This window comes from Fusobacterium sp. (assembly GCF_032477075.1).
In the GTDB taxonomy this organism is placed as follows: Bacteria; Fusobacteriota; Fusobacteriia; order Fusobacteriales; family Fusobacteriaceae; genus Fusobacterium_A.
On the sequence record NZ_JAWDXO010000008.1, the window covers coordinates 18,620 to 37,661 of the forward strand.

A 19,042-nucleotide genomic window follows, 5' to 3' on the forward strand; every position below is an offset into this window, starting at 1 on the left:
AATAAAAAAGAGAACCTTTTACGATTCTCTTCTCCATCTTATTTTAATATGTTTTCTATTTTTATCATTTCATCTTCTGAAAACTCTAAATTCTGAATAATTTTTACATTATCTTCTATTTGGTCTGGTCTACTTGCTCCTATTAATACACTTGTCACTTCTTTTCTTCTCAAAAGCCATGCAAGAGCCATTTGTGCCATAGTTTGACCTCTTTCCTCTGCTATTTTATTCAATTCTTTTATTTTCAGCAGTTTCTCTTTATCAAGATAACGTTCTGCTACAGTAGTCCCTGTTCTTGCTGCCCTTGAATTATCAGGTATATCATTATTAATATATCTGTCAGTTAAAGCTCCCTGTGCCAAGGGACTGTAACACATACAACCTGTCCCTGAATTCTCCAGAATTTCAAATAATTTTTCTTCAGCCCATCTTTCAAACATATTATATCTGATTTGATTTATCAAACATGGAACTTTTAATTCATTTAATATCTTTATTGCTAGTTCTGCTTCTTCAGCTCCATAATTAGATATTCCTACATATAAAGCTTTTCCCTGTTTAACTATATCAGCAAGAGCTGTCATTGATTCTTCTAGAGGTGTATCTGAATCAGGTCTATGATGATAAAATATATCCACATATTCCAATCCCATCCTTTTTAAGCTTTGGTCTAAGCTTGCTATGAGATACTTTCTTGAACCTCCATTTCCATAAGGTCCTGACCACATATCATATCCAGCTTTTGTAGATATTATCATTTCATCTCTATATCTCTTCAAATCAGATTTTAATATTCTTCCAAAATTCTCCTCAGCGGAACCATCTGCTGGCCTTCCATAGTTATTAGCCAAATCAAAATGAGTTATTCCAAGATCAAAAGCTTTGAATAATTTTTTCTTTTGAATGTCTAAGGGTGTTTCCTCTCCAAAATTTTGCCATAATCCTAGAGAAATTACAGGAAGATAAAGTCCGCTATTTCCACATTTTCTATATTTCATATTCTCATATCTTTTTTCATCAGCTACATATTTCATATATTACTCCTTATAACCCTTCTTCCATAGCTACTTGAGGAACTACCTCTATTTCAAGTTCTGCAAGACTTGCTCTTACTAGAATAACCTTATATTTATCTCCAATACTATATATTTTTCCTCCATCCATATCTTTCATCACATATTCTCTATCATCAAATTCATAGTAATGTTTAGCTGCTACTACATCCCAGAAACATTCTACATGTTCCTCAGTTTCAAAGAATACTCTTTTATTACTGAACCCTACAATAGTAGCCTCATATTCTTCTCCAACTTTATCTATCATATATTCTACAAGTTTGATTTTTACACTCTCATCTTCTACTTTCATGGCTGCTCTTTCTGTTTTTGATATGTGAGCAGATATTTGCGGAAGTTCTTCAGCATTTTTAGCTATTACTTTTTTGCTTGGATATCCATGAAGAACAGAATTTAATATTCTATGAACAGTTAAATCTGCATATCTTCTGATTGGTGAAGTAAAATGTGTATAATAATTGGAAGCCAGTCCAAAGTGCCCTAAATTATCAACTGTATATCTTGCCTGTTTTAATGCCATAAGAATAAGTTTATGTACAAGAAGATTTATTCCTCTTTCTTTTGAGTCTTCTATTATCTTCTGAAATTTTTTAGGATGTATCTCATCTAAAGAATGTATTCTATATTTAAATTTACTCAATGTTTCATTCAGATTTTTTATTCTTTCTGGATCTGGTTTTTCATGTGTTCTGTATACTGATGGTATTTCCAGCCAGAAAAGTTTTTCAGCTACAGTTTCATTGGCAGCTATCATAAAATCCTCTATTATTCTTTCAGATTCTCCTCTATCTCTATTTTTAATATATTTTACTTTTCCATTTTCATCAAGAACTAATTTTATTTCAGGAAGATCAAAATCTATACTTCCTCTATTATATTTTACCTGTCTAATTATTTTAGAAAGTTCAAGCATTTCCATTACCATGTCTTTAATATCTGCATATTCTTTTAAGGCTTCCTCTTCTCCTGCTATCATTTTATTAACATTTGTATATGTCATTCTTCTTACACTTTTAATTACAGATTTATAAGTATCAGAATCTACTACCTTACCATTTTGGTCTATTTCCATTTCACATGTAAATGTAAGTTTATCTTCATCAGGATTCAGAGAACATATTCCATTGGATATTTCTTTAGGAAACATAGGAAGAACTCTATCTACTAAATATACTGAATTCCCTCTTTTAAAAGCTTCCTGGTCCAGCATAGACCCTTCAGGTATATAATATGAAACATCAGCTATACTTACTATCAATCTATAATTTCCATTTGAAAGTTTTTTTACATAGACAGCATCATCTAAATCCTTTGCATCATCTCCGTCTATTGTTATTATAGAAAGATTTCTTAAATCTTTTCTTTTTGCTATCTCGTCTTTTGGTATAGTTATTGGTATATTTTTTGCTTCCAATAATACAGGTTTAGAAAAAGTTTCTGACATTCCTTCTCGCACAATAAGAGCTTCAATCATATTATTTGTATTATATGGATCTCCAATTATCTCTATAATTTCTCCTTCAGGTTTCTTTTCATTAGTTCCCCATGAAGTTATTTTTACCACTACAAGCTGTTGACTTTTTGCATCTTTCATCATCCGATAAGGAATATAAATATCTTTTCCAAATGAATGGGTAGGAGTTACAAATCCAAAGTTTTCATTTCTTTGCAGTATTCCAACTATTGTATCTCTTTCTCTCTTTATTACCTTTACTACTTCTCCTTCTTTTTTCTTATCTCCGTTGAGACCTGATGTTATTTTTACTAATACTGTATCTCCATCTAATGCTGAATTAAAATGAGATTTAGGAATAAATATTCCCTCATCAGCAGTGTCAACAAAAGCAAATCTATCTTTTATTATACTGAAAGTTCCTTTTACAAATCCAAGATTTTCAAGAATATTATACTTACCTTTGCTATTTCTCATGAGGTCTCCATCCTCTATCCACTTTTCAAGTATTTCTCTATTTTCCTTTTTATTTTTAAGAGACCATCCTAAAAGTTTTGTTATTTCATCCAACTTCAATCCTTTTCCTTTATCCATAAGTTGTTTAAGTCTTTCTAACTCTTTATCTAAATTCATTTTTCCTCCTTAAGCTGTTTCTTCTTTCAGCCATTTACACATATCTTCAGTATTTTTATGTATTTTTCTTTTTCTATCTGTCAGATATTCTATTTTCTTATCAATTTCCAATATTATCCCTTTGTTTAAATCTTTTTCTACTTCTTTTCTTATTTCATCAACAGCAGGATAATCCCTATTTTTTTCAATTCCGTCTGCAATATATATTATTCTGCCTAAAAGGCTAAGTCCTCTTTTCCCAACAGTATGATATTTTATTCCATTCAGAATATCTTCATCTGTTATTCCAAATTCATTTTTTGCTATTACACATCCTGCAAATCCATGAAGTATTTCATTTATCTCCATATCTTCTTTTGAAAGTTCATTAGAAAAATTTTTTTGACATATATCTTTCATTTTATCCATTTGCATTTCCTTGGCTACATCATGCAGTATCGCCGCTATTCTGCATTTTTTTTCATCAGATCCATATCTTTTTGCCAATTCTGCTGCTTTTTCCTCCACACCTAAGGTATGTATATATCTTTTTTTACTCATTCTTTTTCTAACTTCTTCTCTTAATTTTTCCAGCATAATACTGCCTCCACCAAGTTAAATACATTTCACAGATTTTTATTTCTCGTCAATTTAAGTGTATCATTTTATTTTCTCTTTTCAAAATTTTTTTAATAAAAACTATAATTTCTTGCATTTTAACAAATCTTTAGTTGTTTTTAATCAGAATATATAGTAAAATTATAGTGGATAAGTAAAATCGTCACTTAAATCAATGTTTTTTAGGGGGAATTATGTGCATCAATAAACATGAAGAATTAAAAAAAATTTTTAAAGAATTTAATAAAGCCTATTTTAATGAAAGAGATGCAAAAAAAACTTTATCCTTTTTAGATAACAATATTTTTTCTTTTGAAATATCTGAAACAGATATTATTTATAACTTTGAGGAAACAAAAGTTATGATAACAGAAGAATTAAAAAATGACCCTTCGCCTTATGAAATAGATTTTAAATATTTGGAAGTCTTTACTGTTATTGAAAATCTTTTTTTACTTATCTCTATAATTACTTTAAAAAAACTGTATTCTGAGTCTAATTCCAGCCCTATAAATGTTAGAATGAGTATAGTTATAAAAGAAACCAATAATAAATATAAATTTTCTAAAATATGTACTTCTATTCCAACAGAAAGATCAAATTTTTTTAATTTTGATAGAGAAATTGGTGATATTCATCTCAATGCCAAACATACTGCTTTTGACCTTTTAAATTCCTCTATTCCTGGTGGAATGATAGGAGGATACTATAGAGAGAATTTTCCTCTTTATTTCATAAATAAACATCTTTTAGATAAATTAGAGTATAAGTCTCAAGAGGAATTTATAAAAGATATAAATGGATATGTCATAAATGGAATTCATCCTGAAGATAGAGAATATGTCTGTAAAATTGTTGATTCTTCAGTAAGAGATAAAGATGAGTATGAAGTTGAATATCGTATGAAAAAAAGTAATGGCTCTTATATCTGGGTACTGGACAGAGGTCGTTTGGTACAAACAGAAAATGGTCCTGTTATAGTGAGCATATGTCTTGATATTACAGAAAAAGTCTGCTTACAAAAAAATATAAAGACTATCACTAATAATATTCCTGGTGGAGTATATAAGTTAAAATTTGATGAAGATCTCACAATCATTTATGGTAATGATGGTTTTTATAAAATCCATGGATATTCTCCAGAAGAAATGAAAGTAATGCTTGGTAATAAACTTATTGCTGCTACTCTTCCAGAAGAGATTCCAAAAATAAATGCAATATTAAAAAATGCTCTTAAAAATAGTCTTAAAAATTTTGAATATGAAAAAAGAATAATAACAAAAAATGGAGAAATTAGACACCTCTTAACAAAAGGAGTTTTTGTTAAAGAAGAAAATGAATATGTTATCAATTCCATTGTTATTGATATTACTGATCGTAAAATAATAGAGAATGAACTTAAATTCAATCAAGAAAAGCTTAAACTTGCCATGAATTGTACTAAAAATATTATTTTTGAATATGACTTAGATTCAAAAACTCTAACACATTTAACACTTCCATTTGAAAATAAAAGTCCAAGAATTATTTATAATGTTCCTGAAAGTCGTATAGAAAATGGGGAAATTTTTCCAGAACATGTTGAAAAATATCGTGAAATTTATGAAGATATCCATAATGGAAAAATAAAAAGTTGTTGTACAATCAAAACAAGATTAAAAAATCAAAATTATAGATGGAGCAAAATAACTCTTAATAATATTGTTATTAATAATAACCCAAGCAGAAAAGTTATTGGAATTGTTGAAGATATAACTGAGCATCAAGAATTTCAGCTTTTAAAGCTTTTTCAAATAACTTTAAAAAAAGCTTTGATTGGAGTTGTTATGGGATATGCTTATATTAATCTTTCTCAAAATAATGTCAGTGATATATCTGGTACATGGCAAAAATATTTTGATAAAGATTTAGAGTATCCTTATACATATTTTTTTGAAAAAATGGTTACTCTAGTACATTCAGAAGATAAAGAAAATGTAAAGCAAAACTTTTCAAGAGAAAATATAATGGAAAATGTAAAAAAAGGTAAAAACGAATATTCCCTTAAGTTTAGAACTCTTAAATCAAAAGATGAAATAACTTTGACTCTTCTTAATATAAAAATTATTAGGAATTCTGTGACTTGCTGTTATGAAGCCATCATTTATAGTAAGCATATAGAAACTTATAAAGATTCAAAATATTCTTATAATTCTCCTCCAATTTTACCTCTAAAATTAAAAACTGGAGAAATAACTGATATCCTTACTATGAAAAGAGAAACAAAAATAAATAATCTTGAAAATATTTTAGTTGATTTTAAAAGAATAGCTGAAAATTCTCCTATGGATAATACTCTATTTCAGTATATAATTAATATTCTTGGAAAGTATTATGGTGCTGACCATGTTTCCATTATAAAATATGATGAAGTTCTTCACCAATATATCTGTACTTCTGAGTACTGTCATTTTGAAAAAATGTCTAATAAAGAACATTGGAATGATTTAAAAATAAGAAAGGGATCTGACTGGGAAGTACTTCACGAAAATAGAAAAATTGTAAAAATAAATGATATTGAGTCACTTAAAAATGATGATATTATTAATTATTTAAATTTTACTAAACTTAATATTTCATCATATTTTTCAGTGGCTATCGAAACCTGTCATCAACATTCTTTATATTTGGTCCTTGATAATATTGATACTTCATTTATAAATATGGGATTTTTTGAACTGGTCAGTTATGTAATAGAAAGTAAAATAAAGGATGAGATATTAAAAAATGAATTCTCTTTTTTAGACCATCATGATATGCTTACAGGATTAGCTAATCATAAAAATTTTGTAGAATATAAATGGAATAAAAATTTTCATAATTGTATTTCTTTAGGAATAATAACCTCTGATATCAATGGATTAAAACAACTCAATGAAAAATATGATCCTCATTATGGTGATGAAATAATCATAAAAACTGCCAATGTGTTTAAAAAATATTTTTCAAATGAGAAATTGTTCAGACTTAGTGGTGATGAATTTCTTATTGTTTGTGAAAACATGGATAATGAAACTTTTCAAAGAAATATTGATAACATTAAACTTGAATTTTCAGCTTTTGAAAATGATGGAGTTTCTATAGGCTATTCTTGGGCTGACAATGAAATAGATTTTGATATTCTTCACAAAAATGCTGAGGAATTAATGTATATTAATAAACAAAAATATTATCAAAATACTATTTTTTTAAACAAGCATTACCGTCCTATACTGCTCCAAAAATTATTAGCTGAAATAAAAAACAATGAATATCATGTATTTTTACAACCTAAAATAAATCTTAAAACAAAAAAACTATCTGGAGCTGAAGCTCTTGTTAGGTATATTGATCCTACTGGAAATATTATACCTCCTATTAAGTTTATTCCTTTCCTTGAAAAAGAACGACTCATTAGATATATAGATTTTTTTGTATTTGAAGAAGTCTGTAAACTTTTGCAAAAGTGGAAACATGAAAAGAAAAAATTGGTTCCAATATCTTTAAATTTTTCAAGAAATACACTTCTTGAATCTGAATTTGTTAAAACATTAAAAATAATAATGTCAAAATATAATGTTACAAGTAATCTCATAGAGATAGAAATAACTGAAACAATTGGAGAAATAGATACAAAAATAATTTCAAATATAAATAAAGATATAAAAAATGCTAATTTCTTAGTTTCACTTGATGATTTTGGAAGTAAATACAGCAATATCAGTCTATTTACTACATTGGAATTTGATACTTTAAAATTAGATAAAAGTCTTATTGAAAAACTCCAAATAAGTCCAGAAAAGCAAATAATTGTTAAAAGTGTCATTAATATGTGTAAAGAAATGAATGTAAAAACAGTTGGAGAAGGAGTAGAAACAGAAGAACTTAATACTCTTCTCACAACTTTAAAATGTGACTATGCTCAAGGTTATCTATATAGCAGACCTATTTCTATAAAAGAATTTGAAAAAAAATATTTTTAATTTAAAACTTAAAAAACAAAAAAGAGAATAACTTGGAAAATAAAACAAGTTACTCTCTTTTTTATTAAGTTATATACTTATATTTCTGTTATAAAATTTACTCAAATTTTTACTTCCATCTTTTCCATTTATTAATATTTTTACCTTGCTGACATTTCCAAGTTCTGTTAAACTGTTTACTATTGAATAGATATTTAAAAGATTTTTACGACTGTTATCGTCCATTTCTTTCCCTTGAGGACTCAGATCAACATATGCTGTATCACCACTAAAGTATAAATTCAAAATAGTGATATCTTTATTTTCAAGAAAACCTTCATTTTGAAGAACTTCAATAACTTTAGCTACAACTTTAGCAGATTTATCTCTTTTACTTTGACTTTCTTCTATATTTTCATCTTTTTTAACAAGTCCTCCATTATCCGTTCCTGGAATATATATTATTACTTTTTCTTTAGCTTTTTCTTCTCTATTTACTCCATCAGCATCAACTGTTTTTATTCCTTTATCTTTTACAATATTAAAATATGTTATTCCACATACTACAGCAACTATCCATATTCCTATTAATGCTCCTAACCATTTTTTACTCACTGTTTCACCTCATTGATTAATAAAAATATCCTCTTACCATTTCTGCTATCTCTTTTGCCATCTTCTTTTGATATGCTGGATTTGTTATTTTTTGAAGATCACTCTTATTACTTATAAAGCCTACTTCTACCAAAACACTTGGTCCATTAAATCCCCTCAATACAGCAAAGTTAGCTCCATGTATTCCCCTATTTTTCAATCCTATTGCTTCTGCTAAGGCATTATTTGTTTTTCTCGCAAATCCAATAGAACTTTCCTGATTTTTCTTATATGCAAGTTCTCCCATTATTTGAGCTATATCACTACTATTTTCTCCATATTTATCTCCAAAACTGTTTTCAAATGAAGCTATTCTTTCAGCATATGGTGAAGATTTTTTAGAAAAATAAAAGACTTCCACTCCATTCATTTTACTTGATACTGCAGCATTGGCATGTATACTGATAAACATATTTGCTTTTGCTTTATTAGCTATTTTTGGACGTTGTGATAAACTTACAAAGACATCTGTATCCCTAGTCATAACAATATTGAAATCTTTCTTTAATTCATCTCTTAAATACTTACTTACTGCTAATGTTACCGTTTTTTCATAGTATTTCTTAAATCCAATTGCTCCTGGATCTTTTCCTCCATGTCCAGCATCTATAGCTATAGTAAATTGTTTTTTCTGAGATTTATCATTGAAAGTAAGAACAAAATCATTTCCCTTTGAAGTAACTCCACCATTATAGCTGATATTTTTTCTCAGTTTAATAAAAAATCCAACTGATCCACTATAATCTACAACTTCAATACTTTCTATATATTTTCCTGTAAACTTTTTACTATCTATTTTTCCAGTAAGAGTACTATCTGGAAATTCTAAAAAAATCAACTTGTTGTATTCATCATAATTCATTGTATATTTTGGTTTTTGTGATCCTGAAAAATCCATAGTAAGAACAGCACCATTTAATTTTACTGATCTGATAGTTCCAGCAAAGGAAAGTACTGTTAAAAACAAAAATAAAAAAATTGTAAGTATCCTCTTCATCTCATGTCCCCGCTTTATTAAAGAAAAAACGACAATGTTCATTGTCGTTTTATTTCAATTACTATAATACTCTAGAAATAGCCCCTTTAGTAAAAGTTACTTTTACACCTTTATCAACTCTTAATTCAACATAATCTTCACTTACAGAAACTATTGTACCTTTTATTCCACCAACAGTAACTACTTCTGATCCTTCTTTTAGTGACTCCATCATTTCTTTTTGTTTCTTTTGTTTTTTCTTGTTTGGTAATATTAATAAGAAGTAGAATACAGCTATCCATACTACAAAAGTTAGTGCCATACCACCATATTTACCTAATAATTGTTCCATTGTTAATCCCCCTCATTTAGAAAAGCTTTGTTAAAAGTATAACATATCACAAGCTTTTTTTCAATTTTTTCTATGATTTATATAGCTTTTTTCAACATTCTATTTAAAAAAAGCTTTTATCTTATCTTTTAAGGTTTTATTTTTTTTATAGTTCTTATCTTTCAAGCTGTCATCAAAAGCTTTTAATAATCCTTTTTGTTTATCATTAAGATCAGTAGGTGTCTCTACCACTACCTGTACTAATTGATCACCAACCATTGAACTTCTAAGAGATTTTATTCCTTCTCCTCTTAATTTAAAAAGTTTTCCAGTTTGTGTTCCTGCAGGTATTTTTATATTTTTCTTACCATTCAGAGTAGGAATTTCCACTTCTCCTCCAAGAGCAGCCACTGTGAAAGTAATAGGCACCTCACAAAGTATATCATCTCCTCTTCTTTGGAACAGGTCATGTTCTTTTACTCTTATTATTACATAAAGATCTCCATTAGGTCCACCAGTTTCACTAGCTTCTCCCATTCCATCTAATCTAAGTTTTTGTCCATCATCTATTCCTGCTGGTATTTTTATTTTCTTTTCTACAGTTTCCTTTACAACACCAGTTCCATGACAAGTTTTACATTTCTTTTCAGGTATTTCTCCCTTACCATGACATTCATCACATTCTACATAGCTTTCAAAATTTCCAAGTATAGTTCTTTGAACTGTTTTTATTCTTCCAGAACCTCCACACTTAGGACATTTTTTCATTGCACTTCCTGGTTCAGCTCCGCTTCCATTACAAGTACCACATTTTCCATTTCTTTTATATTTTATTGTTTTTTCAACACCTTTTGCAGCTTCTTCAAGAGTGATCTCTACCTGATACCTCAAATCTGCTCCTGGTTCTACATAATTTCTTCTAGAACTTCCTCCGCCAAAGCCACTGAATCCTCCGAATCCGCCAGAGCCTCCTCCAAAGAATGAACTGAATATATCTTCGAATCCTTCACTGCTGAATCCTCCACTAAAGCCTCCAGCTCCTGGTCCACCCTGTTCAAAAGCTGCATGCCCAAATCTATCATATTGAGCTCTTTTTTCCTTATCTGATATCACCTGATATGCTTCATTTACCTCTTTGAATTTTTCTTCAGCATCTTTTTTCTCTTTTTCTTTAGCATTGCTGAATTTATCAGGATGATATTTCATGGCAGCTTTTCTGTATGCTTTCTTAATATCAGCTTCAGAAGCATCTTTTGCTACTCCTAATACTTCATAATAATCTCTTTTTGCCATTTAATATTTTCCTCCATTTCTATACCTAAAGTATTATATCACAATTTTCAATATAACATGATATATTTTTATATAAATTATAAAATAGTTATATCTAATGCCCTATGATATACTTCAGCTTTTTTAATTTTTTCTATTCCTATTTTTTCTTTAAGGTCTCCTGAAGCATTATCAAAATCTGATATTCCATTCCAAGGCTCCAGACATATGTATTCTGCACCTGGTTTATTCCAAAATGCTATATATTTGAACCCTTTATATACAAGTTTTATTCCTCTACTGTTTTTTCTGTTTTTTAAATAAACAACATTTGAATTTGGATTTTCTATGATAAGGGCATCATTTGCAAAAGTATTTCTATCCAAATTAAGTATTTTTCCTTCAAAAGCTTTTATTTTCTTCTGAGAAGATATCAATGTTCCATTAAAAGTATTTACTTCTCCAGTTTCTTCTTTTTCAAACTCCAAATAGTAATCTGAAAATTCTATTTCCTTACCTATAGGAATATTAAATGCTGGATGTGCTCCTAATGAAAAATACATTTCCTTTCCTCCTGTATTTTCTATTTTATATTCTATTCTTAAGTTTTTATCTTTTATTATATATTTTACATAAAGTTTAAAATCAAAAGGATACACTTTTTTTGTTTTGTCATTTGAAGTCAAAAGAAATTCCAAATAGTTGTCTCCTTGACCACTCATCTGAAATTCACAGTCTCTTGCAAAGCCATGTTTCAAACTAAGATTGTACTCTTTTCCTTCATAAAAATATCTGCTATCTTTCAAAGCTCCAACAAAAGGAAATAATATTGGAGAACTTTTTGCCCAGTATTTAGGATCTTTCTGCCATATATACTCCATATCTGTTATTAAGTCTTTCATTCCTACAAGTTCTGCACCTAAGCTCTCTATTCTTATTTCCATCAAATTATTTCTTAAACTATACTCCATTTTTATCTCCTATAATCAGCTTCTTCCAGGTCTAATAGATATTCTTTTCTGAAAATACCCCCTCCATATCCTGTTAGCTTTCCATTTTTACCTATGACTCTATGACAAGGAATTATGATTGGAATAGGATTATTGTGATTAGCTCCGCCGATAGCTCTGACAGCTTTTGGATTTTTTACAGATACTGCCTGTTCTTGATAACTTCTTGTCTCTCCATACGGAATATCTAATAAAGTTTTCCAAGCTTCCTGCTGAAATTCAGTTCCTTGGCTTATATCAAGTTTTATATCAAATATTTTTCTTTTTTTGTCAAAATATTCTTTCAGCTGCTCTATACATTTTTCTACTTCTTTTGAGTATATTTCTTCTAATTTGATATCTACAAAATTAATATTACTGATACCATCTTTTTCTTCACATACTTCAAGCAAACCTAAGCCTTCTATCTCCAAGTATCCTCTTCCCCTCATTTTTCCTCCTTAATTCTATTAAAAATGATTAACTTCAATCACCAGAAAGGGAATAGAGTAAAGTACCCTATTCCCTCTATTGGTTTTCCTTTTCAGGAATTTATTCAATTAATTATTAGTCAACAACTTCAGCGTCTGCTACATCATCATCAGCTTTCTTTTCTCCACCTTGAGCTCCTGCTCCTTGTTCAGCCTGTGCTTTAGCTTGTGCTTCTTTGTAGATTTCTTCAGCAAATTTGTGAGCTACTTGTGATAAATTTTCCATAGCTTTTTCTATTTCTTCTTTATCTTCTCCATCTTTTACTTTTTTAAGTTCTTCTATTGCTGTTTCAATATCTTTCTTCTCTTGTTCAGTAGCTTTATCTCCATATTCTTTCAGAGATTTTTCAGTTGAAGCAATAAGCATATCCGCCTTATTTCTAGCTTCTACTAATTCTTTGAATTTTTTGTCTTCAGCTTCGTTAGCTTCAGCTTCTTTAGTCATTCTGTCAATATCTTCTTTAGATAAATTAGTAGATCCAGAAATAGTTACTGTATTTTCTTTTCCAGTTCCTAAATCCTTAGCTGATACATGAACAATTCCATTAGCATCTATATCAAATGTTACTTCAATTTGAGGTACACCTCTTGGAGCTGCAGGAATTCCTTCAAGATTAAATTCTCCTAGTTTATGGTTATCTGAAGCTTTTGCTCTTTCACCTTGCAATACATTGATTGTTACTGCTGGTTGATTATCTACAGCTGTTGAATAAACCTGTGATTTTTTAACTGGAATAGTAGTATTTTTTTCAATCATTTTAGTAAATATTCCACCTAAAGTTTCTATTCCTAATGATAATGGAGTTACATCTAGCAACAGAACGTCTTTAACATCTCCCATTAGTACTCCACCTTGAATAGCTGCTCCTGCTGCAACAACTTCATCTGGATTAATTCCTTTATTAGGTTTTTTTCCAAAGAATGATTCTACCCATTCCTGAACTGCTGGTATTCTTGTAGATCCTCCTACTAATAATACTTCATTAATTTCTGATGGATTCAATCCTGCATCACTTAAAGCAGTTTTTGTAGGTCCTTGAGTTGCTTCTACTAAGCTTTTAGTTAAATCATTAAATTTTGCTCTTGTTAATTTCATTTCTAAATGTTTAGGTCCTGTAGCATCCATAGTAATGAATGGTAAAGATATAGAAGTTTCCATCATTGTAGAAAGTTCTTTTTTAGCTTTTTCAGCTGCATCTTTAAGTCTTTGGTATGCCATTTTATCATTTGAAAGGTCAATTCCAGTTTCTTTTTTAAATTCAGTTGTTAGCCATTTAATAACTTCATTATCAAAGTCATCTCCTCCTAAATGGTTATTTCCTGCTGTTGATATAACTTCAATAACTCCATCAGCTATTTCTAATACAGATACATCAAATGTACCTCCTCCTAGGTCAAATACTAGAACTTTTTCTTCTTTTTTCTTTTCAAGTCCATAAGCAAGTGCTGCTGCTGTTGGTTCATTGATTATTCTTTTTACATCTAATCCTGCAATAACTCCAGCATCTTTTGTTGCCTGTCTTTGTGAGTCAGTAAAGTAAGCTGGTACAGTAATAACTGCTTCAGTTACAGGTTCTCCTAAATAAGCTTCAGCATCTTTTTTTAATTTTTTAAGTGTCATAGCTGAAATTTCCTGTGGAGTATATTTTTTTCCAAATATTTCTACCTTATAATCAGAACCCATATGAGTTTTGATTGAACTTACAGTTGATAGTGGATTAGTTATTGCCTGTCTTTTTGCAATTTCTCCAACTATAATTTCTCCATTCTCTTTAATGTTTACAACTGATGGTGTTGTTCTTGCTCCTTCAGAGTTAGGAATTATTGTAACACTTCCTCCCTCCATTATTGCTACACAAGAGTTTGTTGTTCCTAAGTCGATTCCTATTATTTTACTCATTATTAAATACCTCCTAAAATATCTTCTATATTTAAAACTATTTTTTATTATAAATTATATTAAAGTTCTTATTAACCTCTTTTAGATACTTTTACCATTGCTGGTCTTATCACTTTTCCCTTCATTGTATAACCTTTTTGAAGTTCAAGGATAATAGTATCATCTTCAAATTCAGGATTATCTTCTACCATTACAGCATGATGATACAATGGGTTATATTTTCCTTCTACTTTTATTGGTTCTACACCTTCAGTTTCCATGATACCTTTTAACTGTCCAAGTATCATATCTACACCTTTTACAAGTCCATCAAAATCTTTTGTTGCTTCTGATGCTGATATGGCCCTCTCTAAATTATCTACTCCATCTAACAGCTTTGTAACTATTTTTTCAGAAGCAAATTTTCTCAATTCTTCCATTTCTTTTTCTTTTCTTTTTGTAAAATTTTGAAAATCAGCCTGTTTTCTGAGATAAGCTTGCTTCCAGTCCTCAACTTCTGCTTTTAGTTTTCCAATTTCTTCTTCAGTATTTTTTTCTTCTTTTTCACAACAGCAAGATCCTTTTTCTTCATCATGACCTTTACATCCACATTCTTTTTTTTCTTCTTCTATTATATTTTCTTCAAAAGTTTCAACTTCCTTTTTCATTTCTTTATCTAATTCTTTTTCCAGTTCTTTTTCTTTGTCATTTACCATTTATTTCATCCTTTCGTTCTGTTTTATTTAACATTTTATTTACTTCCTGAGTTACATACTTTATCAGTCCCATAGTTTTTGAATATGCCATTCTTTTGGGACCTATTACTCCAAGTATTCCTTGAGAAGCTCCAGCCTTATATAATGAATATACGAAGCTATAGTCTTCTAATCCTTTTATTCCTAATTCTTCTCCAAATACTACATTCACTTTTCCATAGGAACTATCCCTGTTTTTTACAAGTTGTTCAAACAAAAGTTTCATATCTTTTCTATGATGGAAAAGTTCTAAGACTTCTGATACCTCATTAACATTTTTATCTTTAAAAATACTTGGAACATTGTTTATAAACAGTTTACTATCATCTTCATACTGTTCTATACCATCTGTTAATAATTTTTTTCCTAAAATAAATTTTTCAATATTTCCTAAATTTATTTCATAGTCTGCTACTTTTTTATTCAACTCTTTTGATATCACTTCAAGTTCTTCTTTAGAAATAGACTGGTTAAGGATTATCTTTTTTGTTTTTACAGCTCTGTTTTCCATAACTATCACAGCTAAAACCAAGAATTCATCTATATGTATCAATTCAATTCTTTTTATTCTTTCTACCATAGTACTTGGTTCTATCGCTATACCTGCATAAGTAGTCATCTTTGAAAGAAGAGAAGAAGTTTTCTGTAAGAGCAGATCAAGTTCATTAACTCTATGTTCATACTCAAGTTCTATGTTATTCTTTTCCTCTTTTGTAAGTTTTTCAACTTTCAGCAGTTCATCAAGATAATATTTGTATCCTTTGTCTGTAGGAATCCTTCCAGAAGATGTATGGGTTTTTGATATATATCCCATATCCTCCAAATCAGCCATTACATTTCTGATAGTTGCTGACGAAAGGTCAATCCCATATTTTTTTACCAAAGTTCTTGAACCAATAGTATCTCCAAAAGTCAAATAATAATTTACTATTGCGTTTAATACTAACTTTTCTCTTTCTGAAATAGACATCTTTCATCACCTTTTTGTTAGCACTCATCAAAGTCGAGTGCTAATTCTCAATTAAAAAGATACATCAATTTTATATATTTGTCAATACTTTTTTGATTTTTTTTTATTTTTTCATTGTTTCTCTCCCTCTAAAATTAATACAATTTTCTGAAAACTGATCATACATATATTTTTAAACAATTTTAATAATTGAAAAATATAAAATTAAATAGTATAATCTTTATTACAAAAGGCTTACATCTAAGGGAGGACAAATGTTAGTATTAAAAATTTTAGGAGTTATTGCAGTCATTATTGGAATAATAGCTGCTGTTGGTATTTTAAATCAAAAATGTATAGAAAAGTTTCAAGTACCACTATTTTCAAAAGGTACTGCTGGAGGTATATTTGTTGCTGCAATCTGTTTATTCATTGGAATGATATGGTATCAAGAGGCTGCAAAAGCCAATGGAGATACACTGAATGGAATTGTGTTATTAGTGCTAGGAGGAATAATAACTATTGGAATCCTTATTTCATCTTATATAAAAACTAATATTATCTTTGGAACTTTAGCAGCTGTAATCCATATTTTTCTTCTTATTTTAATGACATATCTAGGTGTTCCTTTATTTATTATCTATATTATAGGAAGTCTAATACTTATATTCAGTTCAAAACCTGTTTATGTGGTTAATAAATAATTGAACTAATAAAAAAAACTGCCCTGAAAATATAGGACAGTTTTTTTATATATATATTATAGAAAAAATTCTGCCAGCATACACCTAACAGAACCTCCACCATATCTTTCAATTGTAGGAATATCTGAATAAACTATTTCTGCTGATTTTTCTATTATTTTCCTTTGATCCTCTCTTAAAATATCATTAGCTGACTTAGACATTACCAATATTTTATTTCCATCTTTTTTTCTAAGTTCAAGAGCATTTCCTAAAAAATGATTTGTCTGTTCTTCTGTTATCTCTATAAGTTCTTTTCCAGAATCCAATATAGATTTTCTTACTCTTACTTTTTCCTTTTCATCTTCTATTGAATCTAAGAATATAAGGACATATTCTTCTCCAATAGTCATCAAAACATTAGTATGATATATAGGAACTTTTTTTCCATCTACAGTCTGTTTTCCAGAAAAACTTACAGGTTTATAATCCATAATTTCACAAAATTCTTTAAAAAGCTCCTCATTTGTTCTTTTTGATAAACTTGCATATGCAATTTTATTTTTTCTATCCAGACACATACTCCCAGTTCCTTCAAGTATTCTCCCTGTTTTTTCATTTTCAGTAAGATCTATTATTTTTAATGCCTCTTTATCTTTTACAAAGTCTAAAACTTTAGAAGTCCTTTCTAGTCTCCTATTTTCTGCATACATAGGATATAGTATCAATGTTCCATTTTTATGTGTACTAAACCAGTTATTAGGAAAAATACTGTCAGGTGTATGAGGCTCCTTAGTATCTTGTATAACTAATACTTCTATAGTTTTTTCTCTCAATTTTTCTGCTAAAGCATCAAATTCAATCACTGCTTTTTTTTGAAGTTCTTTATCATCTTTATAATCATTTTTTTGATAAAGGTTATCTTTAGCTGTTTCACAGTTATAGGTAAATGCTGCTGGTCTAACCATTAAAACCCTATTTGTTAAAAAATTTTTCAATTTTTTATCCTCCTTATATAATAAATTTTATACCTATGCAGATAAATTTTAACACTGTTTCTATAATTATTTCCACTTTATTATTTCAATAAAAAAAGAAAGATGTTCATAAACTAAAATAAATTTCTAAAATTTTCAATATTTCAAAATTTTATTAGTTTTTTACATCTCTCTAATTTTTATACTATTTTATTTGTTTTTTAAGGACTTCTGATACAGCAGAATCAAATTCACTCTTACCTGCTGTTCCTTTTCTTTCTTGTTCTAATATATATTCTTCCCTTTCTTTTGAAACTTTTATTATTTCTTCTCTTATCTTCTTACGAGTATCTATAATACTTTGAATATAACCTTCTCTTGCTTCTAGAGACATTTTCTGCATATTTTCAGGAAGTTCGTTAGCTTTGATATCTTTTAAAGAAACCTCATCATTTTCTACTGCCTGTACTAAATCTTCTTTAGAATAACTATATTTATTTATTGCTTTATTTATTGCTCTTGAAGCTTTTGCTTCTACTGGTGCTGCTTCTACAGAATGTTTTTCTGAATCAAATTTTTTCACAGCTTCAGTTCTTACTTCTGTACTACCATATGTTATATATGTTTTATCAATTCTTTTATTTAATTCATAAAGTTTATCATCATAAGGAGTTGTTACAACTTTTACCCCTCCATCTCCAGATATATGGAAATATTCTCCTCCACCAAATTGTGCTATTGCTTTCCAATAACGATCTGTATTTGGCATATTTCCACATTGAATAGTATTTATAATAATTCCTTTGCTTTTAGCTTTTTTTGCAGTAACACCAGTATCAGGAGAATCATTATAATCATCATGAGGAGGTGCATCTCCCACTAGAAATATTATCTGTGATAAGTTTTCTCTAGGTGCTGACCACTGGATTACTTCCAAGCTCTCATGAAGTGCTTTTCTTACATCTTCAGGATCATCTCCACCACCTTGAGCTTTATATTCCATTAATACACTATATATCTCATCTAAATTTTCATTAAGCTGTGTAACCTTAGTCACATAAACATCTCCACGATCTCGATAAGCTACTAAGCCAATTTTTACTTTTGAATCTTTGTGAGTTTGCATTACCTCATTCACTATGCTCCATATTTTAGTTTTAGCACCTTGAATAAGTCCTCCCATCGATCCAGTAGTATCCAGTACAAATACAATTTCAACATCTTTTTCTTTTGCCTTTGTCTGTTCAACTGCTGTTGTTTCTGGTTTTGACTCTGTTGCAAATACTGCTGCTACAGAAAAAATAAAAACCATTAGTAATGATAAAGCTTTTTTCATAAACTCCTCCT

The 19,042-nt window shown here is 29.1% G+C and carries 16 protein-coding genes; 2 read left to right on the plus strand and 14 right to left on the minus strand.

What is annotated here, in order from left to right; genetic code table 11:
• Positions 1-38: 38 nt before the first annotated feature.
• From mgrA to yqeK, 3 genes are read right to left on the minus strand one after another with little or no spacing between them, the layout of a single operon-like run.
• Positions 39-1,034 carry an L-glyceraldehyde 3-phosphate reductase gene (gene mgrA, locus E6771_RS05060; protein WP_316090055.1) on the minus strand — a complete coding sequence of 332 codons (996 nt, stop codon included), beginning with the start codon at positions 1,032-1,034 and terminating at the stop codon, positions 39-41.
• 10 nt (positions 1,035-1,044) lie between these two features.
• Complete coding sequence (gene rnr, locus E6771_RS05065) at positions 1,045-3,162, minus strand: ribonuclease R (RefSeq protein WP_316090056.1); 2,118 nt, start codon at positions 3,160-3,162, stop codon at positions 1,045-1,047.
• Positions 3,163-3,171: 9 nt separating this feature from the next.
• A complete protein-coding gene (yqeK, locus tag E6771_RS05070) occupies positions 3,172-3,738 on the minus strand; it encodes a bis(5'-nucleosyl)-tetraphosphatase (symmetrical) YqeK (protein WP_316090057.1) in 567 nt (188 codons plus the stop codon).
• A 215-nt stretch (positions 3,739-3,953) separates the two neighbouring features.
• Here yqeK and E6771_RS05075 point away from each other — a divergent pair, with 215 nt between their 5' ends.
• A complete protein-coding gene (locus E6771_RS05075; protein ID WP_316090058.1) occupies positions 3,954-7,760 on the plus strand; it encodes an EAL domain-containing protein in 3,807 nt (1,268 codons plus the stop codon).
• Between the two features lie 69 nt (positions 7,761-7,829).
• Here the strand turns inward: E6771_RS05075 and E6771_RS05080 are convergent, their stop codons facing one another.
• The 9 genes from E6771_RS05080 to hrcA form a co-directional block, all read right to left on the minus strand.
• Complete coding sequence (locus E6771_RS05080; protein WP_316090059.1) at positions 7,830-8,354, minus strand: GerMN domain-containing protein; 525 nt, start codon at positions 8,352-8,354, stop codon at positions 7,830-7,832.
• Between the two features lie 16 nt (positions 8,355-8,370).
• A complete protein-coding gene (locus tag E6771_RS05085; protein ID WP_316090060.1) occupies positions 8,371-9,360 on the minus strand; it encodes an N-acetylmuramoyl-L-alanine amidase in 990 nt (329 codons plus the stop codon).
• A 91-nt stretch (positions 9,361-9,451) separates the two neighbouring features.
• Positions 9,452-9,721, minus strand: a complete 270-nt coding sequence (yajC, locus tag E6771_RS05090) for a preprotein translocase subunit YajC (protein WP_316090061.1) — start codon at positions 9,719-9,721, stop codon at positions 9,452-9,454.
• Between the two features lie 99 nt (positions 9,722-9,820).
• Positions 9,821-10,993, minus strand: a complete 1,173-nt coding sequence (dnaJ, locus tag E6771_RS05095) for a molecular chaperone DnaJ (protein WP_316090062.1) — start codon at positions 10,991-10,993, stop codon at positions 9,821-9,823.
• Positions 10,994-11,070: 77 nt separating this feature from the next.
• Positions 11,071-11,943: an aldose 1-epimerase family protein gene (locus tag E6771_RS05100; RefSeq protein WP_316090063.1), complete on the minus strand. Its 873-nt coding sequence runs from the start codon at positions 11,941-11,943 to the stop codon at positions 11,071-11,073.
• 2 nt (positions 11,944-11,945) lie between these two features.
• Positions 11,946-12,413: a methylated-DNA--[protein]-cysteine S-methyltransferase gene (locus tag E6771_RS05105; RefSeq protein ID WP_316090064.1), complete on the minus strand. Its 468-nt coding sequence runs from the start codon at positions 12,411-12,413 to the stop codon at positions 11,946-11,948.
• A 115-nt stretch (positions 12,414-12,528) separates the two neighbouring features.
• Positions 12,529-14,352: a molecular chaperone DnaK gene (dnaK, locus tag E6771_RS05110; protein WP_316090065.1), complete on the minus strand. Its 1,824-nt coding sequence runs from the start codon at positions 14,350-14,352 to the stop codon at positions 12,529-12,531.
• Positions 14,353-14,423: 71 nt separating this feature from the next.
• Entirely contained in the window at positions 14,424-15,047 is a 624-nt protein-coding gene (grpE, locus tag E6771_RS05115) for a nucleotide exchange factor GrpE (RefSeq protein WP_316090066.1), read from the minus strand.
• Positions 15,037-16,056 (minus strand): heat-inducible transcriptional repressor HrcA, encoded by a 1,020-nt coding sequence (gene hrcA, locus E6771_RS05120; protein WP_316090067.1) that lies wholly within the window; start codon positions 16,054-16,056, stop codon positions 15,037-15,039. The genes grpE and hrcA overlap by 11 nt, the downstream gene beginning before the upstream one ends.
• Positions 16,057-16,310: 254 nt before the next feature.
• On the opposite strand from hrcA, the gene E6771_RS05125 reads away from it, so the two are divergent.
• Entirely contained in the window at positions 16,311-16,739 is a 429-nt protein-coding gene (locus tag E6771_RS05125) for a hypothetical protein (protein WP_316090068.1), read from the plus strand.
• A 56-nt stretch (positions 16,740-16,795) separates the two neighbouring features.
• On the opposite strand, the gene ctlX is transcribed toward E6771_RS05125, so the two are convergent.
• Together ctlX and E6771_RS05135 are read right to left on the minus strand one after the other, a co-directional pair.
• A complete protein-coding gene (gene ctlX, locus E6771_RS05130) occupies positions 16,796-17,716 on the minus strand; it encodes a citrulline utilization hydrolase CtlX (protein ID WP_316090069.1) in 921 nt (306 codons plus the stop codon).
• A gap of 184 nt (positions 17,717-17,900) precedes the next feature.
• Positions 17,901-19,031: a VWA domain-containing protein gene (locus E6771_RS05135; RefSeq protein WP_316090070.1), complete on the minus strand. Its 1,131-nt coding sequence runs from the start codon at positions 19,029-19,031 to the stop codon at positions 17,901-17,903.
• Positions 19,032-19,042 lie beyond the last annotated feature (11 nt).